General features: G+C 61.9%; 17 protein-coding genes. 7 read left to right on the top strand and 10 right to left on the bottom strand.

All coding sequences use genetic code 11. The features are described from left to right. The 4 genes from PMI01S_RS15445 to PMI01S_RS15430 form a co-directional block, all read right to left on the bottom strand. Window positions 1-1083 carry a bifunctional transcriptional activator/DNA repair enzyme AdaA gene (locus PMI01S_RS15445; RefSeq protein WP_084320850.1) on the bottom strand — a complete coding sequence of 361 codons (1083 nt, stop codon included), beginning with the start codon at window positions 1081-1083 and terminating at the stop codon, window positions 1-3. Window positions 1084-1187: 104 nt separating this feature from the next. Then, window positions 1188-2228, bottom strand: coding sequence for a DMT family transporter (locus tag PMI01S_RS15440; RefSeq protein WP_084320849.1), 1041 nt, complete (start codon window positions 2226-2228; stop codon window positions 1188-1190). 72 nt (window positions 2229-2300) lie between these two features. Further along, entirely contained in the window at window positions 2301-2921 is a 621-nt protein-coding gene (locus tag PMI01S_RS15435; protein ID WP_084320848.1) for a LysE family translocator, read from the bottom strand. A gap of 832 nt (window positions 2922-3753) precedes the next feature. Continuing rightward, window positions 3754-4653 (bottom strand): DMT family transporter, encoded by a 900-nt coding sequence (locus tag PMI01S_RS15430; protein ID WP_084320847.1) that lies wholly within the window; start codon window positions 4651-4653, stop codon window positions 3754-3756. Window positions 4654-4751: 98 nt separating this feature from the next. Here PMI01S_RS15430 and PMI01S_RS15425 point away from each other — a divergent pair, with 98 nt between their 5' ends. Together PMI01S_RS15425 and PMI01S_RS15420 are read left to right on the top strand one after the other, a co-directional pair. After that, the gene (locus PMI01S_RS15425; protein ID WP_084320846.1) at window positions 4752-6083 is read left to right on the top strand and encodes an aminotransferase-like domain-containing protein; all 1332 of its coding nucleotides are present in this window, start codon (window positions 4752-4754) and stop codon (window positions 6081-6083) included. A gap of 221 nt (window positions 6084-6304) precedes the next feature. After that, window positions 6305-6892: a LysE family translocator gene (locus PMI01S_RS15420; RefSeq protein ID WP_084320845.1), complete on the top strand. Its 588-nt coding sequence runs from the start codon at window positions 6305-6307 to the stop codon at window positions 6890-6892. A 66-nt stretch (window positions 6893-6958) separates the two neighbouring features. On the opposite strand, the gene PMI01S_RS15415 is transcribed toward PMI01S_RS15420, so the two are convergent. From PMI01S_RS15415 to PMI01S_RS15395, 5 genes are all read right to left on the bottom strand, one after another. Next, on the bottom strand, window positions 6959-7792 hold the full coding sequence (locus tag PMI01S_RS15415) for an AraC family transcriptional regulator (protein WP_084320844.1): 834 nt from the start codon (window positions 7790-7792) through the stop codon (window positions 6959-6961). A 35-nt stretch (window positions 7793-7827) separates the two neighbouring features. Beyond that, the gene (locus PMI01S_RS15410; RefSeq protein WP_084320843.1) at window positions 7828-8331 is read right to left on the bottom strand and encodes a VOC family protein; all 504 of its coding nucleotides are present in this window, start codon (window positions 8329-8331) and stop codon (window positions 7828-7830) included. 93 nt (window positions 8332-8424) lie between these two features. After that, entirely contained in the window at window positions 8425-10905 is a 2481-nt protein-coding gene (locus tag PMI01S_RS15405; RefSeq protein ID WP_084320842.1) for a TonB-dependent siderophore receptor, read from the bottom strand. A gap of 103 nt (window positions 10906-11008) precedes the next feature. Beyond that, complete coding sequence (locus tag PMI01S_RS15400; protein WP_084320841.1) at window positions 11009-11992, bottom strand: FecR domain-containing protein; 984 nt, start codon at window positions 11990-11992, stop codon at window positions 11009-11011. Window positions 11993-11996: 4 nt separating this feature from the next. Next, window positions 11997-12521 carry a sigma-70 family RNA polymerase sigma factor gene (locus PMI01S_RS15395; protein WP_084320840.1) on the bottom strand — a complete coding sequence of 175 codons (525 nt, stop codon included), beginning with the start codon at window positions 12519-12521 and terminating at the stop codon, window positions 11997-11999. A 282-nt stretch (window positions 12522-12803) separates the two neighbouring features. Here PMI01S_RS15395 and PMI01S_RS15390 point away from each other — a divergent pair, with 282 nt between their 5' ends. Further along, window positions 12804-13052, top strand: a complete 249-nt coding sequence (locus PMI01S_RS15390) for a transmembrane sensor/regulator PpyR (RefSeq protein WP_084320839.1) — start codon at window positions 12804-12806, stop codon at window positions 13050-13052. Continuing rightward, the gene (locus tag PMI01S_RS15385; protein WP_084320838.1) at window positions 13052-14206 is read left to right on the top strand and encodes an NnrS family protein; all 1155 of its coding nucleotides are present in this window, start codon (window positions 13052-13054) and stop codon (window positions 14204-14206) included. Before PMI01S_RS15390 ends, PMI01S_RS15385 begins: the two co-directional genes overlap by 1 nt. Here PMI01S_RS15385 and PMI01S_RS15380 read toward each other — a convergent pair. Beyond that, a complete protein-coding gene (locus PMI01S_RS15380) occupies window positions 14190-15113 on the bottom strand; it encodes a LysR family transcriptional regulator (protein ID WP_084320837.1) in 924 nt (307 codons plus the stop codon). The two genes, PMI01S_RS15385 and PMI01S_RS15380, sit on opposite strands and share 17 nt — an antisense overlap. Window positions 15114-15228: 115 nt before the next feature. On the opposite strand from PMI01S_RS15380, the gene PMI01S_RS15375 reads away from it, so the two are divergent. The 3 genes from PMI01S_RS15375 (at window position 15229) to PMI01S_RS15365 (ending at window position 19075) form a co-directional block, all read left to right on the top strand. Continuing rightward, complete coding sequence (locus PMI01S_RS15375; RefSeq protein WP_084320836.1) at window positions 15229-16074, top strand: oxidoreductase; 846 nt, start codon at window positions 15229-15231, stop codon at window positions 16072-16074. A 365-nt stretch (window positions 16075-16439) separates the two neighbouring features. Next, on the top strand, window positions 16440-16895 hold the full coding sequence (locus tag PMI01S_RS15370) for a (2Fe-2S)-binding protein (protein WP_010459764.1): 456 nt from the start codon (window positions 16440-16442) through the stop codon (window positions 16893-16895). 11 nt (window positions 16896-16906) lie between these two features. Next, complete coding sequence (locus PMI01S_RS15365) at window positions 16907-19075, top strand: xanthine dehydrogenase family protein molybdopterin-binding subunit (protein ID WP_084320835.1); 2169 nt, start codon at window positions 16907-16909, stop codon at window positions 19073-19075.

Here is a 19075-nt window from a genome sequence, read left to right as displayed (position 1 = left end):
TCAGAACGCGAGTTGTCGTGTGACCTGCACCGCCGCGTTTTCCAGCCTGAGCAGAAACGCCTTGCGTGGTTGTCCTCCACCATAGCCCGTCAAGGAGCCGTCCGCACCGATCACCCGGTGGCAGGGCAGGACAATCGAAATCCGGTTGTGCCCGTTCGCCAGGCCCACGGCGCGGCTGGCACCCGGTTTGCCCAGCCGCGCGGCGATGGTGCCGTAGGTACTGGTCTGGCCGTAGGGGATTTTCGCCAGCTCGGCCCAGACCTGCCGGGAGAACTCGGTGCCGGGCAAGTGCAGCGGCACCTTGAACTCGGTCAGTTTGCCGGCGAAATACTGGGCCAACTCTGTTTCGATTTGCTGAAGGTGCGCGTTGTGCCCGGGTGCCACGGCATAGCCATGACGGTTCTGCAGGGCTTCGACTTCCCGGGTCAGCGCCGGCCGGTCAAGAAACTCCAGCAGCACCAGCCCGCGCCGTTCGGCCATGGCAATCATCGGTCCCAGCGGCGTGGTCAGGCGCGTGAACAGCAAGGGCTCGCTGTTGGCCGCACGGCCGGGGGTGATGTGAAAGGATTTTTGAAAGGCATCGCGAAACCCGCTGAGGGATTCGTAACCGGAATCGAACGCCACGCTGTCGATGGAATCGCCCTGTCTGATCCCGCCCAGTGCCATGCCCAGGCGTCGGGTGCGCAGCCACGCGTGGAAGGTCATGCCGAAATGCTGCTTGAACCAGCGCCGCAGTTTCAGCGGCTCGATACCCTCGGCCAGCAACTGGGCGTCGGTCCAGCGCAAGTCGGGATCGGCGTCCACCGACTGGAGCAGTTTCTGCACCCAGTCCGGTGCGATGGCGGCCGCGTCCAGCGGTTTACACCGCAAGCAGGCGCGGTAGCCGGCGGACAGGCAGTCATCGGCATGGGCGAAGAACTCGACGTTCTCCGGTTTTGGTTTGCGCGCTGTGCAACTGGGGCGGCAAAAGATGCCGGTGGTTTTGACCGCCGTAAAAAACACCCCCTCGTAGGTGGTGTCTCGTTCGAGCATGGCGCGGACCATCTCGGCGTGGGGCGGAAGCATCGCGTTTTGTAGGTTCATGGGTTGAGCATAGGGCGCGCCGCCTCAGGCCTCCACCGGAAAATCGACAGAGAATTCCAGGCATTCGTCATCAGTTTCAATGTGCCAATGCACGTTACGCGGCGCTAATGCTTATGCCGGTGATGAATGTCCGGAAAGTGTGGGTGTGCGTGGCGCATTGGCGTGTGCTCGTGCTCATGACTGTGAGGCTCGGTGCCGTCCCACTGGAACGAATGCTCATGCTGATGATGCTCGTCGTGAACGTGCCGATGACGATGCGCAAGTGCCACATGTTGATGCTCGTGGGCGTGGTGTTCAGTGAGATGAATCCAGACTCCCAAGCCCATCAGCAGCGAAGCGGCCCAGAAAGTAACCGTCACGGGTTCGCCCAGCAGCAGGATTGCAATCGCTGCGCCAAGGAAAGGCGCAGTGGCAAAATAGGCACCGGTGCGCGCAGTGCCCAATCCGCGCAACGCTAGAACAAACAGCACCAGACTGACGCCATACCCGAGGAAACCTACGAGCAACACAGGAACCAGCACCGTCGCTTGCGCCAGCTTTGCGCCCAGCACTAGCGCCAGAAAACAGTTCACCACACCGGCGACCAAACCCTTGATGCCTGCGATGAACAGGGCGTCCGACGCGGAGACTTTACGCGTCAGATTGTTATCGATCGCCCAGCAGGCACAGGCCAGAGCGACCAGCAAGGGGCCGACCCAGCCCTGTGAGTGTGCCGAACTCTGCGGCCAGGCCAGCAGCAAACCACCGAGCACGATGGCGAGCATGCCGGCGACAATGCGGCGGTCGGCGTTCTCCTTGAACACTACCCAGGCCAATACGGCGGTCAGTACCGATTCAAGGTTGAGCAACAGCGAGGCCGTGGCGCCGGAGGTCAGGGTCAGGCCGAACATCAGTGCTACGGGGCCGATGATGCCACCGAACGTAATGGCGCCGATCAGCCATGGCCACTCTGACCATTCAAGGCCGCTGGGCTGCCAGCGGCGGTCCCGGATCAATCTGGCGAGCGCCAGGCCAAGACCGCTGCCCAGGTACAGCAACCCTGCCAGCAGGATCGGCGAAAGGTTCAGGCCCAACGCCTTGGCCAGTGGCGTACTTGCCCCAAACAGCGCCGCAGCGCCGAGGGCGTAGATCACGTTACGGTTCATTCGAAGGGCTCGAGTCATGGTGACGGGATGCCCGCCAGTCTGCACTTCTCCGGTAGTCAGTCAAACCCTGTATCAGGCGCGACGCGCCATCAGCAGCACCGAAGCTGCCGCCGACAACAACCCCGCGCAGCACCGGTTGAAAATCCGCTTGCCCCGCGGCTTGGCGAACCAGCGGCGCATGTGCAGGCCCATGTAGGCGTAGGCGCCGATGGCGATCCATTCCAGCATCAGGAACAGTGCGCCCAGCACCGCGAATTGCGGCGTCACGGCCTCGCCCGGATCAACGAACTGGGGCAGGAACGCGGTGAAGATCAGAATCGCTTTCGGGTTGCCGGCGGCCACCAGAAACTCCTGTCGCGCCAGGGGCAGCATCCCCGCTGGCGCGCCGGTCTCAACGTTCTCCGTCCCCGGATCGGCGCGCCACAATTGCCACGCGAGGTAGAACAGGTAAGCCGCGCCGACAATCTTGATCCCGTAGAACAACAGCTCCGAGGTTTGCAGCACCACTGCCAGCCCCGCGGAGGCGAGGGCGATCATCCCGGCGAACGCCAGCAGCCGACCAATCCCTGCCACACACGCCGTGCGATAGCCGTAACGCGTCGAGTTGCTGACCGACAGCAGGTTGTTCGGGCCGGGGGCCATGTTCAGGGCGAAGCAGGCCGGGAGAAAGAGGGAGAGGGTGGCGAGGTCCATGATTCGGCTCCGGTAACGAGAGCGATGTTTTTACCACAGGTGCCGTGGGGCTTGACCCGTACAGTCGGCAGCTAATACTGCTCCGGCAATTAGCAAGGACACCCACAATACTGTAGGCGCCGGCTTGCTGGCGATGGCGTCCATTCAGGCGATAAATCTGTCGACTGACCCACCGCTATCGCCAGCAAGCCGGCTCCTACGGGATTGGATTATGCCGACGGTTCGTGGACGCCGAGGATCTGTAGGCGCCGGCTGGCTGGCGATGGCGTCCATTCAGGCGATAAATCTGTCGACTGACCCACCGCTATCGCCAGCAAGCCGGCTCCTACGGGATTGGATTGTGCCGATGGTTTGTGGGCGCCGCGGACCTGTAGGCGCCGGCTGGCTGGCGATGGCGTCCATTCAGGCGATAAATCTGTCGACTGACCCACCGCTATCGCCAGCAAGCCGGCTCCTACGGGATTGGATTGTGCCGATGGTTCGTGGACGCCGAGGACCTGTAGGCGCCGGCTGGCTGGCGATGGCGTCCATTCAGGCGATAAATCTGTCGGCTGACCCATCGCTATCGCCAGCAAGCCGGCTCCTACGGGATTGGATTGTGCCGATGGTTCGTGGACGCCGAGGATCTGTAGGAGCCGGCTGGCTGGCGATGGCGTCCATTCAGGCGATAAATCTGTCGACTGACCCACCGTTATCGCCAGCAAGCCGGCTCCTACGGGATTGGATTGTGCCGATGGTTTGTGGACGCCGAGGATCTGTAGGAGCCGGCTTGCTGGCGAAGCGGTAGTAGCCGTAATGACGTCTTCGGCAGTAAGCCTTCTACTCGTATTGACTACTTCTTCGCGAACCTCTTCGCGCCAGCCACGCACAGAATCACCGCCACAGTCACCGCCAGCATCCCAATGCTGACCTGCTCGTGCAGCAGCGTCGCTGCCAGCGCCAAGCCAAAAAAAGGCTGCAACAGTTGCAACTGCCCCACCGCCGCAATCCCGCCCTGCGCCAGCCCGCGATACCAGAACACAAACCCGATCAACATGCTGAACAGCGACACATAACCCAGGCTAAACCACGCAGGCATGCTGATCCCCGAAAACGAAACGGGCGTGAGCCAAAAGCTCAACAACGCCATCACCGGCAGTGACAACACCAGCGCCCAGCAAATCACCTGCCAGCCACCGAGTGTCCGGGACAGCTTCGCCCCTTCGGCATAACCGAGGCCGCAGGCCAGGATCGCCGCCAGCATCAGCAGGTCGCCCTCAGGCGAGGCGGTCAGTCCTTGGGACGCGGCAAATCCCACCACCAGCAAACTGCCCAATATCGAGAAAAACCAGAACACCGGCCGGGGCCGCTCGCCACCGCGCACCACACCAAACACGGCCGTCGCCAGCGGCAACAGACCCACGAAGACAATCGAATGCGCCGACGTCACGTATTGCAGCGCCAGCGCCGTCAACAGCGGAAACCCGACCACAACGCCCATCGCCACAATGATCAGCGGTAGCAACTGGCTTCGCACCGGGCGTTTTTCCTTGAACAGCCAGAGCATGCACAGCGCCAGCACGCCGGCGATGGTGGCTCGGGCAACCGTCAGGAAAACCGGATCGAACTCCAGCACCGCGACCCGCGTGGCGGGCAGCGAGCCGCTGAAGATCACCACGCCGATCAGCCCGTTAAGCCAGCCGCTGGTGGTGTTTTCCCGAGGCTGGGTGTTCAGATTCGATACGCGTTCCATTGAGGTCACTCGACAGAGGTTGATGCGGCGGGTTGCCTTGAACGCATCGTATGGCCGAGTATTAAGACAATCAAAAAATTGTCATGGATACATCCTCTATGCCTCGCTTGCGCTACAAGTCGCTGGTCGACACTTTTGCCGCAGACATCCGTTCAGGACAGTTGCCGCCCGGTACGCGCCTGCCCACCCATCGGCAGCTCGCCGCTGAGCACGGGTTGGCGCTGGTCACCGCCAGCCGTGTTTACGCAGAGCTTGAGGCGATGGGGCTGGTCAGTGGTGAAACGGGGCGGGGCACGTTCGTCAGGGAGACATCGCTCCCGCCCGGTCAGGGCGTCAGCCAGCACGTGGTTGCCGTGGGCATGGCCGATCTCAACTTCAACTACCCGTCATTACCCGGTCAGGCCGACCTGTTGCGCACGGCCCTGCGTCAGCTCGCGTTATCCGGCGACCTCGAATCCCATCTGCGCTATCAGCCCCATGCCGGGCGCCTGCATGAACGGGCGTCGATCGCCAATCATCTGGCTTCACGCGGGTTGAGCGTGCAGGCCGAACAGGTGTTGATCGTCAGTGGTGCCCAGCACGGATTGGCGGTGACGATGATGGCGCTGCTCAAACCGGGTGATGTGATCGCGGCGGATGCGTTGACCTACACCGGTTTCAAGGTGCTGGCTGAATCGCTGCACCTGGAAATCGTGCCCATTCCCGCCACGGAGACCGGGCCTGATCTCGAAGCGTTGCAAGCGCTTTGCCGGCGCCGGTCGGTGCGGGCTGTCTACACCATGCCGACGCTGCACAATCCTCTGGGCTGGGTGATGGATGCGCAATGGCGCAACCAGTTCGTGTCGATTGCGCGCCAGCATGATCTGTTGATCATTGAAGACGCCGCCTACGCCTTCCTGGTCGAAGACGCTCCGGCACCGCTAGCTGAATTGGCGCCGGAACGGACCGTCTACGTGTCCGGATTCTCCAAGAATGTCGCCACGGGACTGCGCGTCGGTTTCGTTGCCGCCCCAGTCGAGAAAATGCCGGCGCTGGAGCGTGCAATCAGGGCAACCACCTGGAATACCCCCGGCGTGATGACGGCGATTGCCTGCGCATGGCTCGACGATGGAACCGTCAGCCAACTGGAAGCGCAAAAGCGCGCGGACGCGCAGGCCCGCCAAGCCATGGCCGCCGAGCTGCTCAAAGGGCTGCGCTGCATGACACATCCCTCTTCGTACTTTCTCTGGTTACCGCTGGCGGAAGATGCCAGAGCGGACCAGATTGCGGTCGAGTTGATGCACGAGCAAGTCGCCGTCTCCACCGCCGAACCTTTTGCGACCTCTGTCCACGTACCGCATGCGATCCGGTTGGCGTTGGGGTCGGTGGACATGGATTCGCTTCGACAAGCCTTGATCAAAGTGAAGCGGGTGGTCGGCGCGTACTCCTGAGAACCACAACCTCCTGTAGGAGCGAGCTTGCTTGCGATAAACGTTAACGATAACGCGAACTTCCTGATTAATCGCGTCGCCCTCAGGCTCATGGCGGGCAGGCCCGGTCCCACAAGGGGCAGTGTTTAACCATCCCCGTCAGTGGGTAGTTTTCTTCAATACGCGGGCCAGAGCGCTCTTTACCTTGAGCGCTGGTTCAACTGAATTGAAGAAGGTACGCAATGAGTCTGATTATTTCGATGGCAGCGTTTGCGCTGGTGGCATCGATCACGCCGGGGCCGGTAAACATTGTGGCGTTGAGTTCCGGCGCGCAGTTCGGTTTTCGCGCCAGTCAACGCCACGTGGCCGGGGCGACGCTGGGTTTTGTGTTGTTGCTGGTGCTGATGGGGCTGGGACTGCACGAGGTGTTGCAGCTATGGCCAGCGCTGACGCGGGTGGTGCAACTGGCCGGCGTGGCGTTTCTGTTGTTCATGGCGTGGAAACTGGCGGCGGATAACGGTCAGCTCGATGCCAAGGATTCGGCACGGGCACCGTCGATGTTGTACGGCGCGGTGATGCAATGGCTCAACCCGAAAGCCTGGCTGGCCTGCGTGGCGGGCATGGGAGCGTTTGTCGCGGATGGCGAGGCGCGGCTGGTCTGGGAGTTCGCTGCGGTGTATCTGGTGATCTGCTACCTGTCCGTCGGCTGCTGGGCGTACGCCGGGACCTTTTTGCGCGGTTACCTGAACAACCCGGCGGGGATGCGATTGTTCAACCGGATCATGGCGGCGTTGCTGGCGGTGAGTGCGGTTTATCTGCTACTGCCTTAGCGGGATGCTGACAGGGTTTTGTGCTGGCCACAGTGGCTTGTTAGCCGCAGGAAATATGTGCTCGCCTCAACCACGATACTGCCCCGGCGTAGCCGCCAAATGCTGTTTGAACACCCGCTGAAAATGCGCCTGATCGGCAAACCCCGCTTCCAGTGCCACGTCGGCGATCAGCTGGCCGCTGCGCAGTCGATCCTGGGCGAACTGGATGCGCCGATTGACCAGAAAGGCGTGGGGCGTCATGCCGTAATGCTGTTTGAAGGCGCGGATCAGGTACGACGGCGACAGTTGCGCGGCTTCGCAAATGTCTTCGAGCTTGAGCAGTTGCGTGCAGTGGTCGCGGATGTAATCCGCCGCGCGTTCCAGTTTGAAATTGGGCTCGCGCAGCGGTTGATCGCCGGGGTTGAGCCGTTGCTGCACCTCGGTGAAAAACTCGACCGCGGCGCTGTGTTTGCCCAGCACATCTTGCTCAGTGTCGACCAACACCTCATACAGCCCCTTCAGGCCGGCAAACAGGCTGGCGTCATCCGTGTGGGTGGTGGAAAACCGCCGAAACGCCAGGTCGCTGCTGAAACCGAGCTGATGCTGCAAATCGGTGAGCCACGGCGTATCGACATACAACATCAAATACGACCACGGTTGGTCGTCGATCGGGTTGCAGGCGTGGACATCGCCGGGATTCATCAGCACCACCGTGCCGGCGCTGACCTCAAACGCCGATTGTTCGTGGATATAGGTACTGCGCCCGGCGGTAATCGCACCGATGGAAAAATGCTCGTGAGCATGCCGGGTGTAACAGACCTCACGGCCGTCGGCGATGGAGCGGGCTTCGATGAAGGGCAGGGCGTCATCGCGCCAGAAGCGCGGGGCCTTGTCAGCGTCTTTGGCAGCGGTGGGCTTCATCGTCGGTGTCCTCGGCAGGTCAGCGTCAGAGTGTATTAGCTCTCGCCGTCAAAGGCTCGTTGCAGCGCCGCGATGTCGAGTTTTTTCATCTGCATCATCGCGGCCATGGCGCGCTGGGATTTCACCGTGTCGGGGCTTTTCAGCATGTCCATCAGCGCGATGGGCACGATCTGCCACGACACGCCGAACTTGTCCTTGACCCAGCCACATTGCTGGGCCTCGACAGGGCCGCCCGCCGACAGGCGCCCCCAGAAATGGTCGACTTCTTCCTGGGTCTGGCAATTGACCTGAAACGAAATCGCTTCGTTGAACGTGAAGGTCGGGCCACCGTTGAGGCCCGTGAAGCTTTGCCCGTCGAGTTCGAAACTGACCGTCAGGACCGAGCCTTCAGGTTGACCGTGGACTTCCTGGCCGGCCTTGCCGTAGTGGGTGATGGCGGTGATTTTTGAATGATCGAAGATCGCGCAGTAATACTTCGCGGCCTCTTCGGCCTGATGGTCGAACCACAGGCAGGGTGTGAGTTTTTGAACGCGTTGCATGACGGTGCTCCTGTAGGCGGGTGGCCGATGCTGAACTTTCAGCGTAGCCAGCCCAGGGGCTCGCGGGAGTACCGTAGATCGCCAAATCGTCGGTCAGAAATCCCAGCGGGTCGTCAGTTGCAGGCTGCGCGGTTCGCCATAGAACCCAGTGCCGAAGTTGCCGAGCCCGGTGTAATAGGTCTTGTCGAAGAGGTTCTTCACGTTCAGCGTCGTGCTCAAGTGATCGTTGAAGCGGTAGCGCGCCATGACGTCCACCAGGGCGTAGCTTTGCTGGGTGATCGTCGAGGACTGGCCGAAGTTGACCGTGTCATTGGGGTTGGGCTGGAACACGTTGCCGAAGAATTCGCTCTGCCAGTTCACGCCGCCACCGACAGTAAGTTTTTCCAGCGCGCCCGACAGGCGATAAGTGCTGAACACCCGAACCACTTGTTCCGGTGCGGTGGTTTGCAGGATCGAACCGTAGACGTGATCGCCCTTGGCATCGCGGGTGTGGTTGTAGCTGTAGCCGGCCGACAGGTTCCAGCCGTCCATCACTTCGCCGGCCAGTTCGAGCTCAAAGCCTTGGGTGGTCGCGCCTTGCACCGCACGGTACACCGACTCGCTATCGACGCCGCTGACGTACTCGGCCAGGTTGTCCTGCTCGATACGGAACACGGCGAAACTGGCGTTCAGACGGCCGCCAAAGTATTCGGCCTTGATCCCCGCTTCGTAGCTGTCGCCTTCTACCGGGTCGAGCAACTTGCGCTGGGCATCCTTGCTCATCTGCGGCTGATAAATGCTGGTGTAGCTGGTGTACACCGAGTACGTGTCATCGAGGTCATAAACCAGTCCGGCGTACGGTGTGGCCACGCCGGTCTGGTGGTAGCTGTCGTGCAGGTCCGGGGTGTTCGGGTCGCTGTAGGCCAGGTCATCGTTGGCCTTGAACTGACTCACGCGGGTGCCGAGGATGACCGCCAGGTTGTCGGTGGGTTTGAGTCGCGTGGCGAGGTAGGCACCGGTCTGGCGCTGGACGATGTCGTTGTCGCCCACCTTGGCGATGTCCGGTTTCGGGAACTCGCCGCGCCAGTCGTAGATGCTGCCGTCGACGGGCGGGTAGACAGACCCCTGCACCGGGATGTCCTGACGGGTGTTCATCGACATGAAACCGGCGATCAACTCGTGCTCGCGACCGAGCAGGCGGAACGGGCCGGTGAAGTTGACGTCGAGGTTGTCCTGCACCTGATCGCCCTTGAACTGGCCCATGTACATGAACATGCCGTTGCCGCTGACCGGGTCCGGGTTACCGCCGCTGGCCGAGGCGAGGAAGGTGTCGTGCTGGCGGTGTCTGCGATCGTAGCTGACCTTGAGTTTCCAGTCGTTGGCCAGTTGCTGCTCCACCGAGGCGAAGAGCGTCTGGTTGGTGAAGTCGCGACGACTCCAGTCGGTGGCCGGGTTGAACGAACGGGAAAAACGCGTGCGCGAGCCGTCGCTGTTGTACATCGGGAAGCCGGTCCAGCTGGCGCCGCGGGAGCGGGTGTTCTGCTGGTCGATACCGACGGTCAGCAGGGTCTCCGGCGTCAGGTCGGCTTCGAGGATGCCGTAGGCAATGTCCCGGGTGTTGCGGTAGTTGTCCATGTAGGCGCTGCGGTCCTGATACGCCCCGACGAAACGTCCGCGCAGGTTGCCGCTCTCGGTCAGCGGGCCGGCAACATCGGCGGTGCTGCGATAGTTGTCCCAGGAACCGACGGCGCCGGTGATCGAGGCCTTGAACGCTTTGGTGGGACGTTTGCGGATCAGGTTGACGGTGGCCGATGGATCGCCCGAGCCGGTCATCAGGCCGGTCGCGCCCTTGATGATTTCGACGCGGTCGAAGGTCACCATGTCGGTGCTGGTGGTGCCGTAATCGTAGACGCCGTCGTAGTCGGTGTTGACGCCGTCGTACTGGAAGTTGGTGATCGGCAGGCCACGACTGGAAAACTCCCAGCGTTCGCTGTCGTAGTTCTGCACGCTGATACCGGGCACGCGACGCAGGGCATCGGCGATGCTGGTGGAGCCCTGATCGTCCAGTTGCTGGCGGGTGATGACCGTCACCGACTGTGGCGTTTCCCGCAGGGACAGTGGCAGGCCGGTGGCTGAAGCGGTCGACCCGGTGGTGTAGGCGTGGGTGTCTTCGGTGATAGCGCCCAGCGCCTGACCGGAAATGTTGGTGGCGCCCAGTTCCAGAGGACCCTCCGGGACAGCTTTGAGCACGTAACCACGATCGCCCTGAGGCTGGGCCTGCAAGCCGCTGCCCTGTAGCAGTTGCTGCAACCCCTGCAGCTCGGTGAACTCGCCATCAAGGCCGGGGCTGCGTTTATCACTGGCCAGATCGTTATGCCCGGCGAGGAAAATCCCCGCCTGTTCGGCGAAGCTGTTCAGTACGCTCACCAGCGAACCGGCAGCGATTGCGTAATAACGCGTGTGGCTGCCTGACTGTTCACTGGCGGCGGATGTTTCGGCGTGGGCCTGCGTCGAAGCAAGGCTGAGCAATGCGACCGGAAGGGCCAGGGCCAGCGGTCGCAAGGCAGAGCGAGTGCGAAAGATGGCGTTGCGCAAAGGGGTGTTCCCTGGAATCAAATCGAACGGCAATTGAAAGGCTTCACAGGGTTAACCGAACGAGAAACGCAAAAGGGAACTGCGGCGCCAAAAAGTTTTTGGCTCACGCTTTCGGACCGACACTGACCCACCACGCCAGGGTTTTCTCCACGCGTATCGGTAGCGCCGCTTCCAGCAGGCGCAAGGCCTGATCGGTGTTCTTGAGCGGGAACGAACCCATGACCGGCAACCCGGCGATGGCAGGGTCGCAGGCCAGATGCCCGTGACGGTAGCGGCTCAACTCTTCGATCAACTGGCCCAGCGGCAGGTTATCCGCCAGCAATAGACCGCGGCGCCAGGCTTCGCGGCCAGCCGTCGCCTCCGAGGAGGGCGGGATGTGGCTTTGCGTGAACGCCAATTGGCGTCCGGCCTCGACCACTTGCACCTGGCCCTGAGTGGTTCGGACTTCGACCGCGCCTTCGTAGACGTTGAGCAACGTCTGTTGTTCTTCCTGGCGCACACTGAAGCGCGTGCCGAGCGCGCGCATCCGGCCCTGGGCGGTTTGCACCAGAAACGGTCGGCTGCTGTCCTTGGCGGTGTCGATCAACACTTCCCCGGTACTCAACAGCAGCAGGCGTTGCGTGGTGTCGAAACGCACATTCAATGCGCTCAGGGCATTGAGCCAGATCCGGCTGCCGTCGCTGAGCAGGCTTTCGCGGGTTTCGCCGGTGCCGGTAGAAAGGTCGGCAGTCCAGCGGCCCAAGGCGTCCGGCAGCGACGTTTCGCGCCAGGCATTCCAGCCCAGCAGCCCGCCCGAGGCCAGGATGAGCAAGCTCTTTATCGTCTGCCGGCGGGTGATCGGCGAGCGCGCGGTGTTGCGCAGCACCAGGCCGGCAGCCTGCGGCTGATCATCCTGCAACGCGGCGAAACGCTGGCCGACGCGCTCGACATAACGCCAGGCCGCCTGATGGTCGCCACTTTGCGCCAGCCAGGCTTGCCAGCGCTGACGCTCGTGTTCGCCGACCTGCTGATCGTTGAGCTGCACATACCATTGCGCTGCCTGTTCGAGGCTGGCATGGCTGATGGAATTGGAGGCGACAGATGGCATGCGCTTACTCGATCAACAGGCCGTCAAGCTCGGCTTCGAGCATCGCGCAGTGCATCAGCGCTTGCGCCAGGTACTTTTTCACCATGCGCTCGCACACGCCGATTTCTTCGGCGATGGCGCGGTAGGGCAGGCCGTGCAACTGGGCGAGAATGAACGCGTCGCGCACCTTCTTGGGCAGGCGCAGCAGCATGGCGTCCACTTCGTACAGGGTTTCGACGATGATCGCCCGTTGCTCCGGCGACGGTTGAACGGCTTGCGGGCGCGAGGCCAGCGTCTCCAGCCATGCCAGTTCGAGTTGCCGACGGCGCCAGTGATCGATGCACAAGCCCCGGGCGATGGTGGCCAGGTAGGAGCGTTCGCGAGTTTCGCAGTCGAACACTTGCGGGCGCTTGAGCACCCGGATGAAGGTGTCATGGGCAAGGTCGGCGGCATCGAACGCGTTGCTCAGCCGACGGCGCAGAAGCTCATGCAACCAACGGTGATGAGTGACGTAGAGGTTCTGAACGCTGGAAGAATCGACGACCATCATCGTGAGCACGTGTCCCTGGGCGACGAGCGCCTGCGGTGCGAATAAGAATTGGTCGCGATTAAAACAAAAGGATTGGATGTGTGCAAATGATATTGGTTTGCTTTTAGGCGCCATAAATATGCGTGAAGTCAATATGACTCCTTTTGATGTCATAGTGACTATTTTCGGGGTGGGTCAAATTGACTGCTAACGCTCTAACCCATTGATTTACAGGTATGACAAACCTGGCACGAAACCTGAAACAGAAAACGTACAACTGGTCTGATTCAGGAGTACGAAAAAATGTTCGCATACTTCAGCAATCCTCAGAACGTCCTGCACCTGTCGAGCAACGTCCTGGGCGCCGGCCTCGCGCTGCTGCTGGCAGGGATCTACGGCGCTTATCTTTACGCCGGACATTTGCCGATCGTGGCGCTGGTTTCGATGCATGCCATGACCATCATCGGCCCGACCCTGATCAAGATCGGCTACGTCATGCGGCTGCTGGCCCAGCATTGGTTGGGTACCCACTCTGTCAAGGTGGTGGTTTGATGCGCCAGCTCGCTGGAGCACCGGTTTTCAGTCTCGGATTCCGTCCGTTCTTCCTGGTCGGCGCTGGTTTCGCGGCCATCGCTGTGGCGGTCTGGGCCGTTTGGTTGTACGGGCGCTTGCCCGGTGCGCAACCGGTTGGCGGCATGCTGAGCTGGCATCGGCATGAGATGCCGTTCGGGTTCGCAGCGGCGATCATCGCCGGATTCCTGCTGACGGCGGTGCCGAACTGGACCGGGCGCACGGGGCTCAACGGTTGGCCTTTGATCGGTCTGCTGCTGGTATGGCTGCTGGCGCGCCTGGCATGGCTGATGCCAATCCCCGCAGTTGCCTTGATTGCGCTGCAAATACCTTTTCTGCCGTTGCTGGCATGGGTGCTGGGCCGAGACCTGGTGGCCGCCGGCAAACGCGACAATTATCCGATTCTGCTGGTCGTCGCGCTGCTGGCTGCGACCCAGGCCCTGACTCTATGGGGGATTTCCACTGATGACATCGGCCTGCAACGGCACGGTGTGCTCGCGGCCGTGTGGCTGATCGGCGCGTTGATGAGTGTGATTGGCGGGCGCGTCATTCCGTTTTTTATTCAGCGCGGTTTGAATCGTCCTGCGCCCAACCCGGTCCATCCGCTGCCATTCAGGTTGCTGCTGGCAGGCAGTTTGCTGGCCGCCGTTTCGTTTGCCGGCGGTTTGAACGACATTCCCCGAGGGTGGCTCGCGGCGCTGTTTCTAGTGATCGGCGGCTTGCACCTGCTGCGCCTGTGGCGCTGGCATGACCGGGGGATCTGGCGGGTGCCGCTGCTGTGGTCGTTGTATCTGGCGTATGCGTGGCTGGCGATTGCTACATTGGCGATGGCGCTATGGCACGCGGGGGCAATGCCGCAACAGAGCCTGGCCACGCATTCGTTGGCCGTCGGCGGGATCGGCGGTTTGATCCTGGCGATGATTGCCCGGGTCAGCCTCGGTCACACCGGGCGGTTGTTGCAGCCGTCGAAAACGATTGTGGCCGGGTTTTTCCTGCTGTTGATCGCCGGCCTGTGCCGGGTGTTTCTGGTGCCGTTTTCCGGGGCCGGACTGGCGCTGTCCGCGCTGTTCTGGTGTGCCGCGTTCGGGCTGTTCCTGGTGCGCTACACCGACATTTTGCTCAAGCCGAGGGTTTAAGGCCTCCCTGTTCGGCGATCCAGCGCGTTGCCAGGTCGATAAAGGCGCGCAGCTTCGGCTGAGTCTGGGTGCGGCTGGGAAAGTACAGGTACAGGGCCGAACTGAGCGGCACAAACGGCTCCAGCACCCGTTCCAACCGGCCGTCCGCCAACTCGTCGGCAATCTCCAGATCACACGCATACGCCAGCCCCGAACCGCTGCGAGCCACCGCCACCAGCAGGCGCCGGTCGTTGACGATCACGCCGCCCTCGACGCCCACGGTAAAGTCGCGCCCCTCGCGGCGAAACTCCCAGCGGTGCGCGCTGCCCGAGGTCGAGAAGCGAAAGCCGATGCATTGATGGCGGGTCAGGTCTTCAGGGGTCGCCGGTTTACCCGCCTTGGCGAAATAGCCCGGAGCGCCGACCACCGACCATTGCAGGTCGGGGGTGAGACGCACCGCGACCATGTCTTTTTCGATGGACTCGCCCAGTCGAATCCCGGCATCGAAGCCGCCGGCCATCAGGTCCACCGTGGCATCGTCGAGGGAAATGTCGAGGGTGACTTGCGGGTACGCCTCGCGAAACAGCGGGATCAACGGCTCCATCAACAAAGCCCCGGACAACCGCGGCGCGGTGAGACGCAACGTGCCCATCGGCTGATCGCGAAAGCCGCTGAGCCCCATCAGCGCTTCATCGATCTCGCTGGCCGCAGGACGCAAGCGGGCAAACAGACTGGCGCCGGCCTCGGTCAACGCCACCCGGCGTGTGGTGCGTTGGAACAGCAACACGCCGGTGCGGCGCTCAAGCAATTTGATCGCATGGCTGACGGCGGTGGGGGTCACCGCCAGGCGGGTGGCGGCGAGGGTGAAACTTTTGTGCTCGGCCACCGCCAGAAACTCGGTCAAGCCGTCGAATGGATCGTGGTTCATTGCGGGCGCCATTATGAAAGAGCGTTTCATAGTGCTTGTACCACGAGGGTATTTTTCCGGGCAATCCTCCTGCGTACCTTGTGCCTACCCCCACTGCACACAAGGAAACACGCTCATGACCACTTCCAACGCCTTCAAACGTATCTGGCTGATCACGGGCGCTTCCCGTGGCATCGGCGCAAAAATCGCTGCCGCCGCGCTGGCCAATGGTGACGCCGTGGTTGCCACCGCACGTGACGCCCGCAGCATTGTTCAGCGATTTGGCGAGCAACCCGGTTTACTGGCTACCAGCCTGGACGTGACCGACGAAGCACAAGGCATTGCGGTCGCCCAGGCAGCCATTGAGCACTTCGGACGCATCGACGTGCTGGTCAACAACGCCGGTTTCGGCTTGCTGGGCGCGGTGGAAGAAGCCAGCGCCGATGAAGTGCGACGCGTGTACGAAACCAACGTCTTCGGTCTGCTGAACGTAACCCGCGCCGTCCTGCCACACATGCGCGCCGCTCGCAGCGGGCATGTGATCAACCTGTCGTCGGTGGGCGGTTATCGGTCGGGGCCGGGTTTCGGCGTCTACTGCTCGACCAAATTTGCCGTTGAAGGCTTGAGCGAGGCCTTGCACGCCGAGCTGGCGCCGCTGGGCATCAAGGTGACGATTGTCGAGCCGGGTTACTTTCGCACCGAATTCCTCGAAGGCAATTCGCTGGTCGAGTCGCCGTCTTCGATTGCCGACTACGACAGCACTGCAGGCGAAGTGCGCAAGATCGCCAAGGCCGTGACCCTCAACCAGCCGGGTGATCCGGACAAACTCGCCGAGGTCATGATCACCCTGGTGGAAGCGGCAAATGCGCCACTGCGCTTACCGCTGGGCAGTGATTGCGTTGCAGCGATTGAAGCGAAAAACAGCTTTGTCGCTGATGAGTTGAAGGTTTGGCGTGAGGTGTCGGTGTCCACTGACTTCTAACAGGCTGATGCCACTGTAGGCGCGAGCTTGCTCGCAACGGTCGCTAACGATAACGCGTGTTGTCTGGATAAATGCGGCGTCCTTCAGACCATTGCGAGCAAGCTCGCTCCTACCGTTTCTTGGCAGTCTGTGCGACCGGTGGTCGATGAACCGGTCTCGCCCGGTATTTTGCGCTTAGCTGTAGGGATAACCCGAGGCGCGCTTAGACCGTCGAGCCTTTGCAGGAGCGAAGCTTGCTCGTGAAAGCGTCATTTCAGGCATACCGCGTCATCGTTCTTCACGAGCAAGCTTCGCTCCTACAGGAAAACAACGTCGTCTACAGCGTAACGCCTCTTCAGAACACCGTGAGTCTGAGGAAATTCGCCATGCTGACCTTGAACATCAATGGCAAGGATCAGGAGCTGGACGTCCCCGCGGACATGCCGTTGCTCTGGGTCCTGCGTGACGTCGCGCACCTGACCGGCACCAAATTCGGTTGCGGCATGGCCCAGTGCGGCGCCTGCACCGTGCACGTCGACGGCGCGCCATTACGCTCCTGCATCACACCGGCCACGGCCGTGGCCCATGGGCAAAAAATCCTTACCATCGAAGGCCTTTCCACCGATGGTTCGCACCCGGTGCAACAGGCCTGGGCCGAACTCGATGTGGTCCAGTGCGGCTATTGCCAGTCCGGGCAGATCATGTCGGCGGCGGCATTACTGGCGAAGATTCCCAAGCCCACCGACAGCGACATCGACCAGGCGCTCTCCGGCAACATCTGCCGTTGCGGCACTTACCCAAGGATTCGTGCCGCGGTCAAACGCGCCGCCGAGATCGGTTGAGGTAGCTCGCCATGAACAGCATCAATCCGTTATCGCGCCGGGGTTTCCTCAAGGGCAGCGCATTACTGGGCGGTGGGCTGGTGGTCGCGTTTGCCATCCCCGGCGCCCATCGTTTTGCCATGGGGGCGGAGAATCAGGGCAACGTCTTCGCGCCCAATGCATTTTTACGCATCGGTAACGACAACAGCGTCACCGTGCTGCTCGGCCATTCCGAAATGGGCCAGGGTATCTGGACCGGCCTGACCATGCTGATCGCCGAAGAACTCGACGCCGACTGGTCGAAAATCCGTGTCGAGCACTCACCCGCATCGGCCGCCGATTACGGGTTGGCCGGGTTTGGCGGGATGCAGATCACCGGCGGTTCAACCTCGACCTGGATGGAGTTCGACCGCTATCGCCAGGCCGGCGCAGCGGCGCGTTTGATGCTGGTCGATGCCGCGGCCAAGCGCTTCAACGTCGCGCCGTCGAGCATTCGTACCGAATCGGGCGTGGTCATTGCTGGCGACAACCGCGTCACGTACGGCGAACTGGCCGATGACGCCGGCAAATTGCCGGTGCCGGACCCAGCGTCGATAAAATTCAAGGAGGCCAAGGACTGGAAGGTCATCGGCAAACCCACCAAGCGCCTGGACACACCCGAGAAAATCACCGGCCGCGCCAAGTTCGGCATGGACGTGCAGTTCGACGGCCTGATGACCGCTATGGTCGCGCGTTCGCCGGTATTGGGTGGTCACGTCAAATCCTTTGAGGGTGCCGAAGCGCTGGAGATACCGGGCGTGCACAAAGTGGTGCAAGTGCCGACCGGCGTTGCAGTGATTGCCGATCATTATTGGGCGGCGAAGCTGGGGCGCGATGCGCTCAAGGTCGATTGGGATCTGGGGCCGAACGCCGCTCTCGATAGTCAGAACCTGCTGGAGAGCTTCCGCAAACTCGCGGCCACCCCTGGCGCCCCGGCGAGCAAGGCGGGCGATGCCGAGGCGGCATTATCCAAAGCGGCAAAATCCATCGACGTCGAGTACAGCGTGCCGTACCTGGCTCATGCACCGATGGAACCGCTCAATTGCACGGTCAAGATCACCCAGGACAAATGCGAGATCTGGACCGGCACGCAGTTTCAAACCCTCGATCAAATGATCGCGGGCAAAATCACCGGGCTCAAACCCGAACAGGTCGAGATTCATACCGAGTTCCTGGGCGGCGGTTTCGGCCGTCGGGCCAATCCGACTTCGGACTTTGTCGCTGAGGCCGTGGAGGTTGCAAAAGCGGCGGGCGGGCCGGTGAAAACCGTGTGGTCGCGGGAAGATGACATTCGCGGCGGCTACTACCGCTCGGCGTTCCTGCACCAGGCGCGCGTCGGGCTGGATGCTGACGGGATGCCGATGGCGTGGAAGCACATGATGGTCGGGCAGTCGATCATGGCCGGCACCATGCTGGAGGCGACCATGGTCAAGGACGGCATCGACAAAACGTCGGTCGAAGGCGTTGCCGACAGTCCTTATCTGGCGGGGATGATCAACCATCAGGTGGAACTGCATTCGCCGAAAACCGGCATCACCGTGCTGTGGCTGCGTTCGGTCGGGCATACCCACACTGCGTTCGTGATGGAGTCGCTGATCGACGAGCTGGCCGAGGCGGCTGGCAAGGATCCGGTGGAGTACCGACGAACCCTGCTCAAGGCGCATCCGCGGCATCTGGGGGTGTTGAACCTGGCCGTCGAAAAAGCCAACTGGACAGCGCCTTTGCCGGACGGCCATGCGCTGGGTGTTGCGGTGCATGAGTCTTTCGGCAGCTACGTCGCGCAGGTCGCCGAGGTGTCCCAGGACAACCTGTCGATCCGCGTGCACCGGGTGGTCTGCGCGGTGGACTGCGGGATTGCGGTCAACCCGATGAGCATCGCGGCGCAAATGGAATCGGCCATCACCTTTGGCCTCGGGTTTACCTTGCACAGCAAGCTGACCTTCAAGAACGGCGAGGTGCAACAGTCCAATTACCACGACTATCAAGTGTTGCGGCTCAATGAGATGCCGGTGGTCGAAGTGCACATTGTGCCCAGCACCGATAAACCCGGTGGCATCGGCGAGGCTGGCGTACCGCCGACGGCACCGGCCGTGGCCAACGCCGTGTTCGCCCTGACCGGGCAACGGTTGCGCGAATTACCCTTGCAACTGTCGGGGGTGTGA

It is taken from the genome of Pseudomonas migulae NBRC 103157, assembly GCF_002091715.1.
Taxonomy (GTDB): Bacteria; Pseudomonadota; Gammaproteobacteria; order Pseudomonadales; family Pseudomonadaceae; genus Aquipseudomonas; species Aquipseudomonas migulae_A.
Note: the sequence above shows the minus strand (reverse complement) of the source record. Positions and strands in the feature narration are given on the sequence as shown.

Excerpts from the sequence above, each read along its gene's own strand:
- PMI01S_RS15445 (WP_084320850.1), bottom strand. The coding sequence starts at position 1,083 with ATGAACCTACAAAACGCGATGCTTCCGCCCCACGCCGAGATGGTCCGC.
- PMI01S_RS15440 (WP_084320849.1), bottom strand. The coding sequence starts at position 2,228 with ATGAACCGTAACGTGATCTACGCCCTCGGCGCTGCGGCGCTGTTTGGG.
- PMI01S_RS15435 (WP_084320848.1), bottom strand. The coding sequence starts at position 2,921 with ATGGACCTCGCCACCCTCTCCCTCTTTCTCCCGGCCTGCTTCGCCCTG.
- PMI01S_RS15430 (WP_084320847.1), bottom strand. The coding sequence starts at position 4,653 with ATGGAACGCGTATCGAATCTGAACACCCAGCCTCGGGAAAACACCACC.
- PMI01S_RS15425 (WP_084320846.1), top strand. The coding sequence starts at position 4,752 with ATGCCTCGCTTGCGCTACAAGTCGCTGGTCGACACTTTTGCCGCAGAC.
- PMI01S_RS15420 (WP_084320845.1), top strand. The coding sequence starts at position 6,305 with ATGAGTCTGATTATTTCGATGGCAGCGTTTGCGCTGGTGGCATCGATC.
- PMI01S_RS15415 (WP_084320844.1), bottom strand. The coding sequence starts at position 7,792 with ATGAAGCCCACCGCTGCCAAAGACGCTGACAAGGCCCCGCGCTTCTGG.
- PMI01S_RS15410 (WP_084320843.1), bottom strand. The coding sequence starts at position 8,331 with ATGCAACGCGTTCAAAAACTCACACCCTGCCTGTGGTTCGACCATCAG.
- PMI01S_RS15400 (WP_084320841.1), bottom strand. The coding sequence starts at position 11,992 with ATGCCATCTGTCGCCTCCAATTCCATCAGCCATGCCAGCCTCGAACAG.
- PMI01S_RS15395 (WP_084320840.1), bottom strand. The coding sequence starts at position 12,521 with ATGATGGTCGTCGATTCTTCCAGCGTTCAGAACCTCTACGTCACTCAT.
- PMI01S_RS15390 (WP_084320839.1), top strand. The coding sequence starts at position 12,804 with ATGTTCGCATACTTCAGCAATCCTCAGAACGTCCTGCACCTGTCGAGC.
- PMI01S_RS15385 (WP_084320838.1), top strand. The coding sequence starts at position 13,052 with ATGCGCCAGCTCGCTGGAGCACCGGTTTTCAGTCTCGGATTCCGTCCG.
- PMI01S_RS15380 (WP_084320837.1), bottom strand. The coding sequence starts at position 15,113 with ATGAACCACGATCCATTCGACGGCTTGACCGAGTTTCTGGCGGTGGCC.
- PMI01S_RS15375 (WP_084320836.1), top strand. The coding sequence starts at position 15,229 with ATGACCACTTCCAACGCCTTCAAACGTATCTGGCTGATCACGGGCGCT.
- PMI01S_RS15370 (WP_010459764.1), top strand. The coding sequence starts at position 16,440 with ATGCTGACCTTGAACATCAATGGCAAGGATCAGGAGCTGGACGTCCCC.
- PMI01S_RS15365 (WP_084320835.1), top strand. The coding sequence starts at position 16,907 with ATGAACAGCATCAATCCGTTATCGCGCCGGGGTTTCCTCAAGGGCAGC.